The 13,255-nt window shown below is 64.4% G+C and carries 15 protein-coding genes; 8 read left to right on the forward strand and 7 right to left on the reverse strand.

Annotated features, from left to right (window positions below; all coding sequences use genetic code 11):
• Positions 1–13 precede the first annotated feature (13 nt).
• A complete protein-coding gene (locus XI03_RS38560; RefSeq protein WP_049824288.1) occupies positions 14–217 on the reverse strand; it encodes a hypothetical protein in 204 nt (67 codons plus the stop codon).
• Between the two features lie 40 nt (positions 218–257).
• Positions 258–701 carry a hypothetical protein gene (locus XI03_RS38565; protein ID WP_240536298.1) on the reverse strand — a complete coding sequence of 148 codons (444 nt, stop codon included), beginning with the start codon at positions 699–701 and terminating at the stop codon, positions 258–260.
• 366 nt (positions 702–1,067) lie between these two features.
• Here XI03_RS38565 and XI03_RS38570 point away from each other — a divergent pair, with 366 nt between their 5' ends.
• Positions 1,068–1,397 carry a hypothetical protein gene (locus tag XI03_RS38570; protein WP_271595045.1) on the forward strand — a complete coding sequence of 110 codons (330 nt, stop codon included), beginning with the start codon at positions 1,068–1,070 and terminating at the stop codon, positions 1,395–1,397.
• Between the two features lie 36 nt (positions 1,398–1,433).
• Positions 1,434–1,583 (forward strand): hypothetical protein, encoded by a 150-nt coding sequence (locus tag XI03_RS38575; RefSeq protein WP_154694136.1) that lies wholly within the window; start codon positions 1,434–1,436, stop codon positions 1,581–1,583.
• 20 nt (positions 1,584–1,603) lie between these two features.
• Here the strand turns inward: XI03_RS38575 and gor are convergent, their stop codons facing one another.
• Genes gor through rpiA form a run of 3 tightly spaced genes read right to left on the reverse strand, consistent with a single transcriptional unit; the run spans position 1,604 to position 4,309 of the window.
• The gene (gene gor / locus XI03_RS38580) at positions 1,604–2,992 is read right to left on the reverse strand and encodes a glutathione-disulfide reductase (RefSeq protein WP_271595046.1); all 1,389 of its coding nucleotides are present in this window, start codon (positions 2,990–2,992) and stop codon (positions 1,604–1,606) included.
• Positions 2,993–3,038: 46 nt separating this feature from the next.
• Positions 3,039–3,581, reverse strand: coding sequence for a DUF2059 domain-containing protein (locus XI03_RS38585; RefSeq protein WP_271595047.1), 543 nt, complete (start codon positions 3,579–3,581; stop codon positions 3,039–3,041).
• Positions 3,582–3,583: 2 nt separating this feature from the next.
• Entirely contained in the window at positions 3,584–4,309 is a 726-nt protein-coding gene (gene rpiA / locus XI03_RS38590) for a ribose-5-phosphate isomerase RpiA (RefSeq protein WP_038946268.1), read from the reverse strand.
• Positions 4,310–4,478: 169 nt separating this feature from the next.
• Here rpiA and XI03_RS38595 point away from each other — a divergent pair, with 169 nt between their 5' ends.
• The 6 genes from XI03_RS38595 (at position 4,479) to XI03_RS38620 (ending at position 10,769) form a co-directional block, all read left to right on the forward strand.
• On the forward strand, positions 4,479–5,168 hold the full coding sequence (locus tag XI03_RS38595; RefSeq protein WP_038974181.1) for an HAD family hydrolase: 690 nt from the start codon (positions 4,479–4,481) through the stop codon (positions 5,166–5,168).
• A 140-nt stretch (positions 5,169–5,308) separates the two neighbouring features.
• Complete coding sequence (locus tag XI03_RS38600) at positions 5,309–5,803, forward strand: hypothetical protein (protein ID WP_271595048.1); 495 nt, start codon at positions 5,309–5,311, stop codon at positions 5,801–5,803.
• 108 nt (positions 5,804–5,911) lie between these two features.
• A complete protein-coding gene (gene moaA / locus XI03_RS38605; RefSeq protein ID WP_018319985.1) occupies positions 5,912–6,931 on the forward strand; it encodes a GTP 3',8-cyclase MoaA in 1,020 nt (339 codons plus the stop codon).
• 165 nt (positions 6,932–7,096) lie between these two features.
• Positions 7,097–7,678 (forward strand): TRAP transporter small permease subunit, encoded by a 582-nt coding sequence (locus tag XI03_RS38610; protein WP_271595049.1) that lies wholly within the window; start codon positions 7,097–7,099, stop codon positions 7,676–7,678.
• Positions 7,679–7,704: 26 nt separating this feature from the next.
• A complete protein-coding gene (locus XI03_RS38615) occupies positions 7,705–9,360 on the forward strand; it encodes a TRAP transporter large permease (RefSeq protein ID WP_271595050.1) in 1,656 nt (551 codons plus the stop codon).
• Between the two features lie 119 nt (positions 9,361–9,479).
• Positions 9,480–10,769: a M20/M25/M40 family metallo-hydrolase gene (locus XI03_RS38620; RefSeq protein WP_271595051.1), complete on the forward strand. Its 1,290-nt coding sequence runs from the start codon at positions 9,480–9,482 to the stop codon at positions 10,767–10,769.
• A gap of 357 nt (positions 10,770–11,126) precedes the next feature.
• Here the strand turns inward: XI03_RS38620 and XI03_RS38625 are convergent, their stop codons facing one another.
• Positions 11,127–12,545, reverse strand: coding sequence for a sensor histidine kinase (locus XI03_RS38625; protein WP_271595052.1), 1,419 nt, complete (start codon positions 12,543–12,545; stop codon positions 11,127–11,129).
• A 1-nt stretch (position 12,546) separates the two neighbouring features.
• Positions 12,547–13,221, reverse strand: coding sequence for a response regulator (locus XI03_RS38630; protein ID WP_018319980.1), 675 nt, complete (start codon positions 13,219–13,221; stop codon positions 12,547–12,549).
• Between the last annotated feature and the right edge of the window lie 34 nt (positions 13,222–13,255).

The raw sequence follows: 13,255 nt of genomic DNA on the forward strand, positions 1-13,255 counted from the left end.
AAGGTCCCGTTGGCTATTCCGGGACCCGGCGCCCCGGAAAGGTCAGACAGGCATTGATATCGACAGCCATCTTGTTGCGGTGCGCTTTGTTCAAAAGCGCGTCGCGCTCTGCACCGGGTTCAAGGCGCGCGGCCTGTTCGCGCAATCTCAGTGCATCGGCCGCCAGACGCTCGGCAAGTGAACCCGCCTGATGGATGCGGCTGCGATTCTCTGTCATGACAAATGTCCTTGCGCTGCCTTGGGAGAGTCGAGGTCGATCAAGCCTGCGCCTTTTTAGGGCGCAGGACCGGCGGGACCGCGCCGTCGAGCCAATCCTCAGTTTCCGCGAGAGCGAGCCAAGCATCACCCATTCGCCTGTACCGCTTGCGCGCCGCGTCGCTGGGAGCGGTGCCTTCCAGGGTCAGACAGCGTCCGGCATTCTCCCGAAGATGCCCGGACCGACTGACCTGGATCTCCGTGCCGCTCGCGGGATCGGCAGAAGTCTGCCAGGAGTTTCGGCACACAGTACACCGCCATTGATAGACGAACTTGCCTATGGGCAAGTAGGTCGAGTGCACCGGGGCCGCAGCGAGCCGCCCGCACACGGCGCAGCCGACCGTCGCTTGCGACGCGGTCATTTCGCCGTCGTCCTGAACCACTTTCGCGCTCCAGCGGCGTTCGAACTTGCGACAAAGATGCAGGGGATATTGCAAAACGTTCAATGCGCGCCTCCTGTTTCGGCGGGAGCGCTGTAACGTCTCTCGGCCACTAGCGCCTGTCGTGTGTCGTGCTAGCGATACATTCAATGTGGGGTCTCAATCGCCATTCACCAGAGCGCGGCGCCGAAAATACGTTCCCGGCATCCGGCCCGTGGCCATACCCCGACCACACTTCACGTGCCGATGAACGATGCTCCGGCGGGGCTTCCGTTTGAGTGACAGTCTTCCTGCCGTACCAATCCGTGGGACTTAGGAACATATCGCGGCCTCTCCTGTTGCGTCTGCCCATGGATGCATGCGTCCCCAAGATCAGGCCATGGGCGTACGCTCCCTTTCTTCCCTTCCAATATCTTCATCGAAAGTTTTCAGATGCGCATACTGAAGAAACGTTCGCCATCTTTGGCGGCCACGAGCCTTCGCGTTCTTGCAGAAAATCCGGTCGCGTCCGCGATTGCCGCGCCTGTCGCCTTGATGGCCACGGCTGCGGTCGTCAATCGAAAGCTCGCCGACAAGGCTCAACGCGAGAACCCGCCGCAGGGGCGCTTCATCGACATCGACGAACAGTCCGGTCGCCTCCATGAGGAAATCAGGCACAGCAAGATGCGACGCGTCGCGAGAGCGGGTCATATGATCCAACAGTCGGATACGGCCGATTTGATGGCCGCAATCGACGAAGGCGCGGCCGAAACGCTGCATTGATCTGAGAATGTATGAAGCTGTCGGAAAGGAACGACCATGGCCCCGAAAATCAAAGAGCGGACCTGCCCGGCGTGCAGCGGAACGGGCTTTCCTCTGTCCATCAAGGCGGCTTCGCCGGGCCGCAAAGTCTACCCGGTCAAATGCGAGGCCTGCGAAGGCAAGGGAAAGATCACCGAAACCGAGTGAAGTGACTTCGCAAGTGAGGCCTACTCCGCGGCCTGGCGCACGTGGCGCGCGGTCGGGGTGCGCATGGTGACGAGCTCTTCGGCCGCGGTCGGATGCAGCGCGATCGTCGCGTCGAAATCGGCCTTGGTCGCCTTCATCTTCACCGCGATCGCGACGGCTTGCGTGATCTCGGCGGCGGCATCGCCGACGATGTGGCAGCCGAGCACGCGATCGGTCGAGCCGTCGACCACGAGCTTCATCAGCACGCGGGTGTCGCGGCCGGACATCGTCGCCTTGATCGGGCGGAACGAGGTCTTGTAGATGTCGACGTGACTGAACTGCGCGCGCGCCTCGGTCTCGGTGAGGCCGACAGTGCCGACTTCCGGCTGTGAGAACACCGCGGTCGGGATGTTGGCGTGGTCGACCTTCACCTCGCGCTTGCCGAACACGGTGTCGGCGAAGGCGTGGCCCTCGCGGATCGCGACCGGCGTCAGGTTGAAGCGATGGGTGACGTCGCCGATCGCGTAGATGCTGTCGACCGAGCTTCTGGAGAAATGATCGACCGCGATACCGCCATTGTTCGGGTTGATGGCGACGCCGGCATTCTCGAGGCCGAGATTGGCCACCGCCGGATGGCGGCCGATCGCGAACATCACCTGCTCCGAGGCGATGCTCGATCCGTTCGACAAATGCGTGGTGAACTCCTCGCCGTGGCGATCGACCTTGCTCACCGTGCAGCCGGTGAGAATGGTGATGCCCTGCTTCTCCATCTCGGCACGAACGTGGGTGCGAACATCCTCGTCAAACCCGCGAAGGATGTTGTCGCCGCGATAGATCACGGTGACGTCGGAGCCGAATCCGGCGAAGATGCCGGCGAATTCCAGCGCGATGTAGCCGCCGCCCTGGATCACGATCCGCTTCGGCAGCTTCTTCAGGTGGAACGCCTCGTTGGAGGAGATCACGTGCTCGATGCCGGGAATCGACGCGCCGTGGTTGGGCGCGCCGCCGGTGGCGATCAGGATGTATCTTGCGGTGATCCTGCGGTCGTTTTCGAGCAGGCGGACGGTGTGCTTGTCCTCGATCACCGCCCGGCTCTTGACGATCTGCGCGCCCGACTTCTCGACATTGGCGGTGTAGGCCGCCTCCAGCCGCGCGATCTCCTTGTCCTTGTTGGCGATCAGCGTCGGCCAGTCGAAGCTGGCGGGCGGAACGGTCCAGCCGAAACCTGCGGCGTCCTCGAGCTCTTGGCGAAAATGCGAGCCGATCACGAACAGCTTCTTCGGCACGCAGCCGCGGATCACGCAGGTCCCGCCCATGCGGTACTCCTCCGCGATCGTCACGCGGGCGCCGTAACCGGCCGCGATGCGGGCGGCACGCACGCCGCCCGAGCCGCCACCGATGACGAAGAGGTCGACGTCGAATTCAGCCATTGTCCACTCCGACCCCTGTCAGGAAGTCCTGATCAGATAGTGTCTGTCAGATCTCCTTGCCACGCTTGCGCATCTCGGCGCGGAAGGCTCCCATCACGGTCTCGGAGAAGTTCTGGGCCCAGGAGTTCATGAAGGCCATGGACAGGCCGATGGCGCGCGGCTCGGCGTCGATCAGCTTCTTGCCCAGCGGCGACTTGTAGAAGGTGACGAGATCCTTCAGCTCCTGCTCGGTGAACTCGCTGGCATAGATCTGCGCCATGCCGTCGCCAATCTCGTTCTGGCGGCCGTTGAGCTGCTGGGCGACGACGCCGGCAACCTCGTTGAGATCCTTCTGGTAGTTGAGATTCTGCTGGATCAGCGCGATCTTGGTCTTCTCGACCAGGCCCGGCACCGCGCCTTGATACATCGCGGTGGCATTCTTGATCTGCAGAATTTCCCTGGCCGCCGCGACCGCCGCCGGCGTGGCCTTCGGCTGGGCGGGTGCGGCGCCAGCCTTCGGCGCCGCCTGCTGCGCGGCGGCCGGGACGACCGAGAGGGCCAGTCCCACAGCGAGGGTCGCAGCCGGCAAAAACTTCAAAACGCTCTTCATTCCTAGTCTCCTTTCGGCTTACGCCGTTCAATCACGCGAATTCCCTCGCCGCCCGCCAGAACAGCCGAGCTGGCCAAGCCGATGAACAACCCATGTTCGACCACGCCGGGGATCGCGCTCAACGCGCTGGCGAGGCCGGCAGGATCCCCGATCTGTCCGAGCTGGGCATCGACGATCCAGTGGCCGCCGTCGGTGACGAAAACGTGGCCATCCTTGTCCCCGCCCTTGGCCTTGCGGACCGCCATTTGCCCGGAAACGCCGCACTCGGCAAATGCCTTCTCGATCGCACGGCGTGTTGCGCCAAGGCCGAACGGGATGACCTCGATCGGCAGCGGAAATTTGCCGAGCGTCGGCACCCATTTGGTGTCATCTGCAATCACGATCATGCGATCCGACGCCGCTGCCACGATCTTCTCGCGCAGCAGCGCGCCGCCGCCGCCCTTGATCAGGTTGAGCGCGGGATCGATTTCGTCGGCGCCGTCGATGGTGATGTCGAGATGGTCGATCTCGTCGAGCGTGGTCAGCGGCACGCCGCACCGCGTCGCATCGAGGCGAGTCGCCTCGGAGGTCGGCACGCCGATCACCTTGAGCCCGGCGGCGACGCGCTCGCCGAGCAGCTCGACGAAATGCTTGGCGGTCGAGCCGGTGCCGAGCCCGAGCTGCATGCCGTCCCGCACCTCCTCGAGCGCGCGCGCCGCGGCCTGTCGCTTCAACTGGTCCATATTCACGTTTGCGCCCGCCTCTGAAGTCTCGAACGTGCCGCCGATCCCGGCCGCTTTCGGCGGCCTATGTAGCCTCGTTTTCCGCCGGAGAACAGTGTCTGGGGAACCAGGCTATAAGCTGATCTTATGGCGCCGCCCCTTGCACTGACCTTGCCGGGCCGGTAGCGCTTGGACCATGACCTCCCCTCACACCATCGTCTTCGATCTCGACGGCACGCTTGTGGATACGGCGCCCGACCTGATCACCGCGCTGAATCACGTGCTCGACCGCGAAGGGCTGCCGCCCGTGCCGATGGCCTCGGCCCGCAACATGATCGGCGCCGGCGCCCGCAAGCTGATCGAGCGGGGGCTGGAGGCCGAGGGCCGCACGGTCACCCCCGCCGACATGGACCGGATGACCGCGGATTTCATCGCCTATTACGCCGATCATATCGCGGTCGAATCCCGCCCCTTCGAGGGGCTCGAGGCCGCGCTTGACCATTTTTCCGCGCAGGGCCATCGCCTCGCCGTCTGCACCAACAAGCTGGAATGGCTGTCGAAGCGGTTGCTGGACCAGCTCGACCTCAGTCGCCGCTTCGCGGCGATCTGCGGCGCGGACACCTTTGGCGTCCAGAAGCCCGACCCGACCATCTTTCGTGAAACGGTGGCGCGCGCCGGTGGAGCGGTCAAAGCCAGCATCATGGTCGGCGATGCCGGAACCGATGTCGGGGTGGCCCGCCGGGCCGGAGTGCCGGTGATCGGGGTCAGTTTTGGCTACACCGACGTGCCGATCGCCGACCTGAAGCCGGACCGGCTGATCCATCACATGCGTGACCTGCCAGCCGCCGCCAGCAGCCTGATGACGGCAGCTCTATCAAGCTATTGATATGGCGTCGTTATTCCGCGAAATAGCCCCTTAACCATTCATTATTTATGCGCAGCCCGCCGGTTGCCCTGCCCCAGACGACGCTCCTAAAGTCCGCGCGGGGTTATGTGGCGGTTCGTCGCAGTTGAAGTGGATGGGTCATGCGTCGTGTCATCGCGGTTGCGTTAGCCGGAGCGAGTCTATTGGGAGCGGCAAGTCTTGGGGGCTGCTCCTCGATGTCCTGGGACATGTTCAAATCGGCCCCGCCGACCGTCCAGGTCCGAATCGAATCCATCCCGCCAGGTGCCGACGCCACCACCTCGCTCGGGCCGGGCTGCAAGACACCCTGCTCCGTCTCGGTTCCCGCACCCGAGGCCCCGTTTACGGTCGCTTTCGCGCTGCCCAAGTACCAGCCGGCGAGTGTCCCGGTGAACGTGATCAAGAATCCCGGGGATTTCACCACCCCGGCCTCGGTGGCCACCGACCCGAATCCGGTGGTTGCGGAACTCCAGCCGGCCACCCCGCCGAAACCGATCCGCAAGCCGCACCGGCCCAGGAAGCCCAAACCGGCCGCCGCGGCGCCTGCTGCGGCCCCGACTGAGGCCGCAACGGCCGCGGGCTCACCGTTCCCCGATCCGAACGCCGGCAGGCGCTGATCTACGTATACCACCCGATTGTCCTCGTCGCGTCCGATGCTTAGATTGGGTGCCGAGCACCGCTGAAGCCAAGGTGCGCCCGTCGCCGTCAGTGACAAGGCCTCTCGCATGAACGGATCCGCCGCGCTGTCCACCCCGATGACCGATCCGTTCGGGCGGACCATCAGCTATTTGCGCGTTTCGGTCACCGACCGCTGCGACCTCCGCTGCTTCTACTGCATGTCGGAAGACATGACGTTCCTGCCCAAGGCGAACCTGTTGACGCTGGAGGAGCTCGACCGGCTCTGCTCGGCTTTCATCGCCAAGGGCGTCAAGAAGCTGCGGCTCACCGGCGGCGAGCCGCTGGTCAGGCGCAACGTGATGACGCTGGTCCGTTCGCTGTCGCGGCATCTGTCGAGCGGCGCCCTGAACGAGCTGACGCTGACCACCAACGGCACCCAGCTTGCGAAACACGCAAGCGAGCTCGCCGATTGTGGCGTGCGCCGCATCAACGTCTCGCTCGATACGCTCGATCCCAAGAAATTTCGCGAGATCACCCGCTGGGGCGAGATCGACAAGGTGCTGGAAGGCATCGAGGCCGCGCGCGCCGCAGGACTTGCCGTGAAGATCAACGCGGTGGCACTGAAGAACCTCAACGAGGACGAGCTTCCCGACCTGATGCGCTGGGCCCACGGCAAGGGCATGGGCCTGACGCTGATCGAGGTCATGCCGATGGGCGAGATCGGCTCGGGCCGCATCGACCAGTATCTGCCTCTCTCGCTGGTGCGCGCGCGCCTCGCCCAGCAATTCACGCTGACGGATTTGGCGGAGAGCACCGGAGGTCCGGCCCGCTATGTCAGCGTCACCGAGACCGGCGGCAAGCTCGGCTTCATCACGCCGATGACGCATAATTTCTGTGAATCCTGCAACCGGGTTCGCATTACCTGTACGGGAACGCTGCACACCTGCCTCGGCCACGAGGATGCCTCCGATTTGCGCAAACCTCTGCGTGCATCCGATGACGACATGCTGCTTGCGGATGCGATCGACCGCGCCATCGGGCTGAAGCCCAAGGGCCACGATTTCATCATCGACCGCCGGCACGACCGTCCCAGCGTCTCCAGGCACATGAGCGTCACCGGCGGCTGACACCATCGGCCGCGGCCTTGTTCCCCTGAACTACCAACAATCTTCCAATTGACTGGCGCGACCGTCGCTGGTCTGGTGTGCTGTCCTCACGCCTGCGCGGCGAGACCAGCCACGCGCCAATTCGGCGCAGTCAAGCCGGCCGGGCACGATCGGGAGGATCCGTCGTTGCAAGCGCTCCTGAAGCTGAGCCGAAGAATCGACGCGTTCACACGCTGGACGGGCAAACGCCTGGCGTGGCTGATCGTGGCCGCCGTCATCATCTCCGCGGTCAATGCGATCGTCCGCAAGACGTTCGACACGTCATCCAATTCATGGCTCGAGCTGCAATGGGTGCTGTTCAGCATCGTGTTCCTGCTGTGCTCGCCGTGGACGCTGCTCGACAACGAGCACATCCGCATCGACATCGTGAACAACGCGCTGCCGAAGCCGGTCCGCAACCTGATCGACGTGATCGGTCACCTGTTCTTCCTCATTCCGCTCTGCATCGTCATGATCATCACGGGCGTGCCGTTCTTCCAGCGCTCGTTCGAGATCAACGAGCAGTCTGGCAATGCCGGCGGTCTGCCGCAATGGCCCGCCAAATCCCTGATCATGATCGGATTCGCTTTCCTGCTCGTTCAAGGCATCTCTGAGCTGATCAAGCGCATCGCGGTCATGCGCGGGTTGATCCCGGACCCGCATGAATCCCAGGTGTCGGCGCTCGAGGCGGAAGTCGAGCATCTCGTCGGAGCGATCGAGAAGAAATAGCCGTTGGCGACGGTGTAGGGGAAGTCATGACCGCATTCATCATCGCCAATATGGCGCCCATCATGTTCGCGTCGCTGGTCGTCATGCTGCTGCTGGGCTATCCCGCGGCATTCTCGCTCGGCGCCGTCGGCCTGTTCTACGCCATCATCGGCGTCGAGCTCGGCCAATTCCACCCGGACTTCCTCCAGGCCCTTCCGGAGCGCGTCTACGGCGTGATGAACAACGACACGCTGCTCGCCATTCCCTTCTTCACCTTCATGGGGCTTGTGCTGGAACGGTCAGGCATGGCCGAGGACCTGCTCGACACCATCGGCCAATTGTTCGGAACCATCCGCGGCGGCCTCGCCTACGCGGTGGTGTTCGTCGGCGCGCTGCTCGCCGCAACGACCGGCGTGGTCGCCGCTTCCGTGATCTCGATGGGACTGATTTCGCTGCCCATCATGCTGCGCTACGGCTACGACCGGCGCATGGCGACGGGCATCATCGCCGCCTCGGGCACGCTCGCGCAGATCATTCCGCCCTCGCTCGTCCTGATCGTGATGGCCGACCAGCTCGGCAAGTCCGTCGGCGACATGTACGAGGGCGCCTTCATCCCGGGCCTCGTGCTCGCCGGCCTCTATGCCGTCTACGCCTTTCTCGTCAGCATGATCTTCCCGAACGCCGCGCCCGGCCTGCCGAAGGAAGCCATCGGCTTCCGCGAGGAGAGTGGCAATCGCGGCCTCGCCTCGCTCGGCGTGCTGTTCCTGGCGAGCTGCGTGTTCGGCTGGTTCATGATGCGCAATTCGAACGTGCACGGCGCCGACTACGTCGTGCTCAGCATGTTCAACGGCATCATCTTTGCCTTCGTCGTCGCCGTCGTGAACTGGGTCATCGACAAGCTGACCGGCTTCCGTTTCCTCTCGAAGATGGCCCAGCAGACCACCTTCGTGATGGTGCCGCCGCTGTTCCTGATCTTCCTGGTGCTCGGCACGATCTTCATCGGTATTGCGACTCCGACCGAAGGCGGCGCGATGGGTGCCGCCGGCGCCCTCATCCTCGGCGCGGCGAAGCGGCGGCTGAGCTGGGACCTGGTCCGGCAAGCCACGGAATCGACCGCCAAGCTGTCGGCCTTCGTCGTGTTCATCCTGGTCGGCGCCCGCGTCTTCTCGCTGACCTTCTACGGCGTCAACGGGCACGTCTGGGTCGAGCACCTGCTCACCTCGCTGCCCGGCGGCCAGGTCGGTTTCCTGATCTTCGTCAACGCGTTCGTGTTCGTGCTGGCCTTCTTCCTCGACTTCTTCGAACTGGCCTTCATCGTGATCCCTCTGCTCGGACCTGCCGCCGAGCATCTCGGCATCGACCTGATCTGGTTCGGCGTCATTCTCGGCGTCAACATGCAGACCTCGTTCATGCATCCCCCGTTCGGCTTCGCGCTGTTCTATCTCCGCTCGGTCGCCCCGAAGGAGCGCTACACCGACCGCGTCACCGGCAAGCGGATGGACCCTGTCACCACCGGCCAGATCTATTGGGGCGCGGTGCCATTCGTCGTCATCCAGATCATCATGGTCGCTCTGGTGATCGCGTTCCCGTCGATGGTCATGCACTACAAGGGCGTCCAGTCGACCATCGACCCCAGCACGATCAAGATCGAGGTGCCGCAGATCGAGTTGCCGCCGCTGGATCTCGGGCCGCCGCAAAAGTAGCGGGGACAACACGCGCCGTCGTGCTCCGCTCAAGCGGCGCACGACGCGCGACGGCGCGCGTGACAAGCACCGGAAACGGAGGCATACCGGGCCATCCTCAATCCCATGGATGGCCGCTCATGCCCCGATCGCACCCTGCCGCATCGCTCGTTGGCCCGTTGATCGCCTCACTCTGGCTGACATATGCCGCAACGTCGGTGCAGGCTGAGCCGATCGCCGATGTCCACATGCTGGCGCAAAAGGAGCAGCAGCCGCTGCTCGACACGCTGCGCGATCTCGTCGCCATCGAATCCGGCAGCAAGGACATCGAAGGCCTGAACCAGATCGCCGAGCGCGTCGCAGGCCAGCTCAAACAGCTCGGCGGCACGGTGGAGATCCTGCAACCCACCGACATCTATCGCCTCGACGACACGCCCGAGAAGATCGGACCGGCCGTGCACGCCACATTCAAGGGCACAGGCAGCAAGAAGATCATGCTGATCGCCCACATGGACACGGTGTACCTGAAGGGCATGCTGAAGGATCAACCGTTCCGCATCGACGGCGACAAGGCCTACGGCCTCGGCATTGCCGATGACAAGCAGGGCGTCGCGCTCATTCTCCATACCGTGGCCTTGCTGCAGAAGCTGGCCTTCAGGGACTACGGCACGCTCACGGTGCTCGCGAACGGCGACGAGGAGATCTCCTCCCCCGGCTGGCGCAGCACCATCACCCGGTTCGCCTCGGACCAGGACGCGGTGTTCTCGTTCGAAGGCGGCGGAACCGACGGCACGCTGCGCCTGGCCACCAGCGGTATCGGCTCGGCCTATCTCACCGTGCAGGGCAAGTCATCACATGCCGGCGCAAGGCCCGAGGGCGGCGTGAATGCGCTGTACGAGCTCTCGCACCAGGTGCTGCAGATGAAGGACCTGTCCAAGCCCGAGCAGGGCCTGAAGCTGAACTGGACGGTCTCCAAATCCGGCACCAACCGCAATGTGATCCCTGCCGACGCCACCGCCCAGGCCGATGCGCGCGCGCTTAAGGTGTCCGATTTCGACGAGTTGGAGAAGGCCCTCCAGGACAAGATCAAGAATCGCCTGCTGCCGGACTCCAAGGTCGAGCTGAAGTTCGAGGTGCGTCGCCCGCCGTTAGAGGCCAACGAGGCCTCACGCCGCGTGGCGGCCTACGGCAAGACGATCTATCAGGAGCTCGGAATGTCCCTCAAGGTCGACGAGAAGGCGACCGGGGGCGGCACAGACGCAGCGTTTGCCGCGCTGAAGACCAGTGGAGCCGTGGTGGAGGGCATGGGCCTGTCGGGCTTCGGTGCGCACTCCAACGACGCCGAATATGTGCAGATCAACAGCATCGTGCCGCGGTTGTATCTGGCCACACGCATGATCATGGATCTGTCCACGGGTAAACTGAAGTAGCGACGGCCTTTCTTCCTTCTCCCCTTCTTGTGCAGGGCAATCGCATATGGCAGCGATTTCGCCTGTAGCCATCCTTCGAGACGCCCGCCGTTGGCGGGCCCTCAGGATGAGGACCGGACGTTCGGCACTCGCTTCAACGAGCACCGATGCTGCTTAGCCTCATCCCGAGGGACCGCGAAGCGGTCGTCTCGAAGGACGAGGCGCGCGCTCAGGTCTCTCAATGCGCCATATGCGATTACCCCGCCTTCTTGCGGGAGAAGGTGGCGCGAACGCAGTTCGCGCCGGATGAGGGGTCTCTCTCCGCGCATTCAATTGAGGGTGAGACTAGCGGAGAGAGACCCCTCACCCGTCTCGCTGCTATCGCGGCGAGACCCCCTCTCCCACAAGGGGAGAGGGTAACTCGGTGTTGCTGTCCGCCAGCCGAAACCGCAGCGTGAACTCGGCCCCACCCCCCGGAAGATTCTCCACCGCAATCGTCGCGGCGTGATCGTCCGCCACCGCCCGCACGATGGAAAGCCCTAGTCCCGCGCCGTCGCTGCGCCGGCGGTCGGCGCGCCAGAAGCGCTGGAAGATCAGCTCACGCTCGGCCTCCGCAATCCCCGGGCCGCTATCGCGCACGCGCACCGAACCGTCCTCGCGCACCTCGACGTCAACGGTCGTGTCTTTTGCCGTGAACTTGATGGCATTTTCCGCCAGGTTGAAGACCGCGCGCTGCAGCATCTCCGCATTGCCGTGGATCCTGACCGGCGCATCGGTCCCCCGGAGCGCAATGTCCTTGTGCTGCGCGATCGCGAACGGGGCGATCGAGGCGACCACTTCGGCGCAGACGGCGCGCAAATCCGCTGTCTCGCCGGGATCGAGCACCAGGGTGTCGAGCTCGGCGATCTCCAGAAGCTGGGCGACGAGGCGGCTCATGGTTTCGATGTCGGCATGCAGCGCATGCCGTGCCGCCCGATCGTCGAGCGTCTCGATCCGCGTGCGCAGGATCGCGAGCGGCGTGCGCAATTGATGCGCGGCATCCGCGGTGAACTGCCGCTGTACCCGAAAGCCGCCTTCGAGGCGGTCGAGCGCCTGGTTGACGGCGGTGACGAGCGGCAATATCTCGCGCGGGATCTGCTCCGTCGGCAGGCGGATGTCGGTGCGCGCCGGACCGATATTGCTGGCCTCCTCGGAGGCCTTCCACAGCGGCGCGATCGCGCGGCGGAAGATGATGATGTCGGTGGCGAGCAGGACCAGCAGGATCGGGATGGTGATCCATCCCACGCGCCGGAAGAAATTCGACACGATGTCGTCGATGATGACGTCCCGGTGCGCGAGGTCCTCGGCAACCTGGATGCGCACCGTCTTGCCGTCGATGTCGCGGGTGACGGCGGCGCCGGAAATGCTCTCCGACGAGCGCGGTGCAGCGGTGGCGGCGGAGCGCCGATGGGAGGAGAACAGCAGCCGGCCATCGGCATCGCGAATGTCGTACTGATAGCGGCCATACGCTTCCGAATAGAGACCCTTGAGACTGTCGGGCAGATTGAACGTCAGCAATCCGCCCGGCTGAACAACGATGCGCTCCGCCAGCACCTCGGCCTGGGCGCGCATGGCATCGCGATGCAGCTGGTCGATCTCGGAATTGAGCAGCCAGAACAGCACCAGCGGCAGGAAGATCGCGACCACCGCGACCGCCAGGATGTGCAGGAACACGATGCGCCAGATCAGCGATTTGAACGTCGGAGACCTGCCATAGGACCCGGCATAGGATCCGACGTTGGATCCGAGCTGGGTCACGCTATTTCTCCACGTCCATGAGATAGCCGACGCCGCGGATGGTATGGATCACGACCTTGGCGCCGTGTTCAGCGAGCTGCTTGCGCAGCCGCGAAACATAGACCTCGACCGCGTTGGAGGCGACCTCGCCGTCGAGCCCGAAGATGTGATCCTCGACGTTCTTCTTCGGCACCACCCGCCCCTGCCGGCGCAGCAAAATCTCCAGCACCGAGGTCTCGCGCGCGGAGATGATCCGCGGCTGGTCGTCGACGAAGATCTGGCGGCTCTCGGTGTCGTAGACGAGGTTGGCGAGACTGAGCGAGCGGCCGAGCAGCTGGCCCGGCCGGCGCAGGATCGCCTCCAGCCGCGCCACCAGTTCCTCCATCGCGAACGGCTTGGCGAGATAGTCGTCGGCGCCGCTGCGCAGGCCGCTGACGCGGTCCTGCAGACCGCCGCGGGCGGTCAGCACCAGCACGGGGAGCGGTTCCATCTTGATGCGCAACTCGCGCAGCACCGACAGGCCGTCGCCGTCGGGCAGCCCGAGATCGAGGATCATCGCGGCATAGCTGACGCTGCTCACCGCCTCGCGCGCCTCGGCCGCGCTGCCGACGATGTCGCTCTGATAGCCAGCCGCCGCCAGCCCGCCAGCGACGAGGCGCGACAGCTCGGCATTGTCCTCGACGATCAGAAGGCGCATCGCATATCTGCCGGATACTCAGGTCACCGCACGC

This window comes from Bradyrhizobium sp. CCBAU 65884 (genome assembly GCF_028128835.1).
GTDB classification, from domain to species: domain Bacteria; phylum Pseudomonadota; class Alphaproteobacteria; order Rhizobiales; family Xanthobacteraceae; genus Bradyrhizobium; species Bradyrhizobium ottawaense.

Excerpts from the sequence above, each read along its gene's own strand:
- XI03_RS38560 (WP_049824288.1), bottom strand. The coding sequence starts at position 217 with ATGACAGAGAATCGCAGCCGCATCCATCAGGCGGGTTCACTTGCCGAG.
- XI03_RS38570 (WP_271595045.1), top strand. The coding sequence starts at position 1,068 with ATGCGCATACTGAAGAAACGTTCGCCATCTTTGGCGGCCACGAGCCTT.
- XI03_RS38575 (WP_154694136.1), top strand. The coding sequence starts at position 1,434 with ATGGCCCCGAAAATCAAAGAGCGGACCTGCCCGGCGTGCAGCGGAACG.
- gor (WP_271595046.1), bottom strand. The coding sequence starts at position 2,992 with ATGGCTGAATTCGACGTCGACCTCTTCGTCATCGGTGGCGGCTCGGGC.
- XI03_RS38585 (WP_271595047.1), bottom strand. The coding sequence starts at position 3,581 with ATGAAGAGCGTTTTGAAGTTTTTGCCGGCTGCGACCCTCGCTGTGGGA.
- XI03_RS38595 (WP_038974181.1), top strand. The coding sequence starts at position 4,479 with ATGACCTCCCCTCACACCATCGTCTTCGATCTCGACGGCACGCTTGTG.
- XI03_RS38600 (WP_271595048.1), top strand. The coding sequence starts at position 5,309 with ATGCGTCGTGTCATCGCGGTTGCGTTAGCCGGAGCGAGTCTATTGGGA.
- moaA (WP_018319985.1), top strand. The coding sequence starts at position 5,912 with ATGAACGGATCCGCCGCGCTGTCCACCCCGATGACCGATCCGTTCGGG.
- XI03_RS38615 (WP_271595050.1), top strand. The coding sequence starts at position 7,705 with ATGACCGCATTCATCATCGCCAATATGGCGCCCATCATGTTCGCGTCG.
- XI03_RS38620 (WP_271595051.1), top strand. The coding sequence starts at position 9,480 with ATGCCCCGATCGCACCCTGCCGCATCGCTCGTTGGCCCGTTGATCGCC.
- XI03_RS38630 (WP_018319980.1), bottom strand. The coding sequence starts at position 13,221 with ATGCGCCTTCTGATCGTCGAGGACAATGCCGAGCTGTCGCGCCTCGTC.